Origin of the sequence: Thiorhodococcus mannitoliphagus (assembly GCF_010915725.1) — a bacterium.
Classification (GTDB): Bacteria; Pseudomonadota; Gammaproteobacteria; order Chromatiales; family Chromatiaceae; genus Thiorhodococcus; species Thiorhodococcus mannitoliphagus.
The window spans coordinates 1-3,313 of sequence record NZ_JAAIJR010000252.1 but is presented as its reverse complement, the minus strand read 5'-3'; the positions used below and the strand labels follow the sequence as shown (position 1 = coordinate 3,313).

The 3,313-nt window shown below is 57.9% G+C and carries 4 protein-coding genes; 3 read left to right on the top strand and 1 reads right to left on the bottom strand.

Annotated features, from left to right (window positions below):
* The first annotated feature begins 128 nt into the window (after positions 1-128).
* Positions 129-1,232 (top strand): hypothetical protein, encoded by a 1,104-nt coding sequence (locus G3480_RS25630; protein WP_164657042.1) that lies wholly within the window; start codon positions 129-131, stop codon positions 1,230-1,232.
* 231 nt (positions 1,233-1,463) lie between these two features.
* Here G3480_RS25630 and G3480_RS25625 read toward each other — a convergent pair whose 3' ends face one another.
* Positions 1,464-1,670 carry a YgaP family membrane protein gene (locus G3480_RS25625; protein WP_164657041.1) on the bottom strand — a complete coding sequence of 69 codons (207 nt, stop codon included), beginning with the start codon at positions 1,668-1,670 and terminating at the stop codon, positions 1,464-1,466.
* A 191-nt stretch (positions 1,671-1,861) separates the two neighbouring features.
* On the opposite strand from G3480_RS25625, the gene G3480_RS25620 reads away from it, so the two are divergent.
* Positions 1,862-2,041 (top strand): hypothetical protein, encoded by a 180-nt coding sequence (locus G3480_RS25620; RefSeq protein WP_164657040.1) that lies wholly within the window; start codon positions 1,862-1,864, stop codon positions 2,039-2,041.
* Between the two features lie 894 nt (positions 2,042-2,935).
* Positions 2,936-3,193, top strand: a complete 258-nt coding sequence (locus G3480_RS25615; protein WP_164657039.1) for a hypothetical protein — start codon at positions 2,936-2,938, stop codon at positions 3,191-3,193.
* The last annotated feature ends 120 nt before the right edge of the window (positions 3,194-3,313 follow it).

Sequence of the window (3,313 nt, the reverse complement as noted above, 5' to 3'; positions counted from 1 at the left end):
CATCGTCACGTCTATTGCTTCGTCAAATCTGCAACAATCAAATAGCTTATGAGTGAATTATTCGCATTCGTCGCGCGCTCTAAGTCAAGAATTATTAAGAGCTAGTTCCTATACAGCGTCTAAGTGCTTTGCGCACCAAGCGGAATGCGGATCAGATCAACAAGAGAGAGAAACGCGATGGCAAGCATCGCCTGCGACCGGCCATCGGATATAAGGATGATCGGGGCGAACAGGCGTTCTTGGTGATTGACGAGAACCGAGAACGTTGGTGGTCGTTGCTATCCGCCCGCTGGGACGATTGGCGCCGCACCGGAAAGCCCCCAACAGCCGTTGAGCCGACACCGGCGCGCGAGGTGTTAGACAAGTGGCTGCCAAACATCCTTTTTCTGCAACTGCTTTACCTGACGACGGTGCTTGCCGGTGTCGCACTGTTTGTCGTCCTGGCAGATTTGATCGATCCCGAAACCGCATTCGTCGTGAATGCCGTTATTGCGTTGGTCATGATGTTTGGTTTCATTGGCGCCGCTTTCGGGTTGCACAAGCCGTTGCGCCCTTGGTTCCCGAACCTTAACCTTTCGTTTGATCGCGGCGGCGATTACGGGGTGTTGCTTGGCTTTTTCACGCTGTTTAGCGTGCTGTTTGTCGGCAGTCAAGGCAGTGTCTGGTGGAAAACCGCCTTTGCTGATCGTCTCCCTGAGGTCTTCTTGGCTGAGGCGATAGGCTACAAGGGCGAAAACGTCATGCTCGGTTTGCGCGATGTCCGAGTCGCGCAAGGCAGCTTCGGCGTCGAATACGGTGCATACCAGCCTCGCGTTTACAACCATGCCGAGCGCAGATCTGAAACCGGTCGGTGTCACTATGTGGCGCGACTCGTCTCGACCCGTTCCCCAGAAACCTGCTTGTATTTGGGCGCTGTTGAGGATGATCCGCAGACTCAGACTAAGCGACGCAGCAGTGCGGAACGCCTCCTAACGCTGGGGCCTTATTATCGCGAACCTCTTGATCTGGGCCGCACTGGCACGGCCAGCGCATTCAAAAAGGCACTCGACGATCTGGAAGGTAGCGAAACCCGAAGGTGCCGGAATATGATCGTCGAGCCAATTGCGGATCCAGATGCGCTTGCAGGAGAAGAATGGCGCGAGCTTTGGTGGATCATCCTAGCTTTGCAGCTCTCCCCCTTGGTCTTGTTGTTGATCTGGGCTTGGTTCAAATGGGAAAACCGCTGGCTCTAATCGGTGCGTCCGCTTCTGGCCAACAGCCGTCAGTGGAGCGAAGACGGTGAGTTTCCGTTAATGGGGAGTTGGAGTCACCGCGCCAAGCAGTTCGAGTGACAACTCCCCGCGTCGAAGCGACGGTCGCGTCAGTCGCGCGACCGACCGCTCCGAGTGATGAAGGTGTCAACGCGCAGATGGCCGCGTGTACTGGCTCTACGCGGATCTGGCGGCGGGTGGCGTCTCTTAGGGCTACGCCTTGTCGGACGTCTCTTTAGTCGTGTTGATGCCAAGCGGGATGTAGGCGAGGCAGGTTCCGAAGTAGGCCGTCGCAATCAGGACGAGACCGACGATGTCCAGCCACCAGAGACCGGTGGCGATGCCGAAAAGGATCGCGACACCGCCCGCGACGAGGCGAATATTACGATCCTGCTGACCCACGTTCTTGACCAGATCCATACGATGACTCCGAAGGTTGCTTGACTCAGAATGGCGTTGTGCGGCGTCGGTCAGCGGAGAGATCCCGAGCGCCTCATGGCGGCGACATTGGGCCATCGCCGTCGATTTCCAGTCATCAAGGCCCTGCTGAGTCTGGCCCATCTGAGACTTTACATAATCCATGTTATACGCATATAGGATATTGATATTAAATGGATTATCGAATGCGCGCCATGGCGCCGCGCATGGCCTCGCCGACCGGGATACCGGTGCTCCTGAGACCACCGATCGAGGACCGAGAGCGTCGTCATACGCCTGCCGCGTCACGCATGGAGCGCGGCTTCGGTGGCCAGACCCTGAAGGAAGCGTGCGTCATGTGTCGCGGAATCTAGGTCAAGCGAGACAGCTGACCCACCGATTGGATCGTCGATCCCGCCTTGCAGCTGCATCGGGTTCGACCTGGTTTAGCCACATCAAAAACCACAACCTCAGGTGTCTTGAAGGCGAAGCCGTACCCTGCGACGCTCCTCGGCCGTGCGCTGCGTGATGATGATGCGCAGTCACAACTTGGTGTCCGACGCGGAGATGCAGACCTTCAGCCCGGAGGTTCAGCGCGCCTCCGCGGTTCCCTCGTCCGAGTGAGATGACCGAGAGCCCAGGTGGCAACTGGTGACACCTTGGGTCTACCCCATTTAACGGTCTTTCGCCAAAAAACCGTTTCGAGCGCACCTCCACCTCAGCGCCGACGCCATTCCCAAGGCGGGATCGGGTCAGCTTCGCTCCCTCAACACCTATCGGTTTCCCGAAATCAACCGGAACAGCCGCTCCAAGCCTGCGTAGCCAGGCCATCCTCGCCTGGTTCGCCAGGGCTGGAAGCCCTGGCTACATAAAACCGATAGGTGGTGAGGCTTCGCTCCAGAGCCTTGCCCTCCGCGCCTTGGCTCCCTCCTCGGCGAAGGCGTAGCGCTCCCGATCCTCAGCTGGCTTGGGGAGCGGGATCCTGCGAGCCGACTGGGCGGCCCTCCTCCGGGTCCTCTGAGACGCGGTCGAACCGAGGCCCTGGTTCCCTCTAAGGATCAAACACTTTTTATCCTTATGTTTGCTGCGCGCAAACATAAGGCCCCTCCAGATCACCTTCAAACGCGAACGAGCTGCCTGGAAACCCCCAGTTCACGCGGCTTCGCGGCTCGTTTTCCGAAGTTGGCACAGCAGCTGCTTTATCCCCAGCAAGCGCACCAACAGCGCAAAGCCCCGAAGACAACGCAACGCACATCTGGAGAGACATCATGCTGACCATCACCGACCTGACCCTTCGTAACGACCTCGACGCCGCTGCCATGGGTAGCGTTCGCGGCGGCTTCTCACTGAGCGACTTCGATGCCCTGCTCGGCACCGCGATCGTCAACGCCCCTGAGATCGACATGGGGACACATGCCCTGCTGCAGAGCCAAGGCGTCGCGGTCGATCAGTCCGGCAACATCGGCGGGCTGAACCTGGTGTTCTCGAATCAGACCCAGAACGGCATCGCCGGCCAGGTCGCCTAAGACGCTGTATAGGAACTAGCTCTTAATAATTCTTGACTTAGAGCGCGCGACGAATGCGAATAATTCACTCATAAGCTATTTGATTGTTGCAGATTTGACGAAGCAATAGACGTGACGATG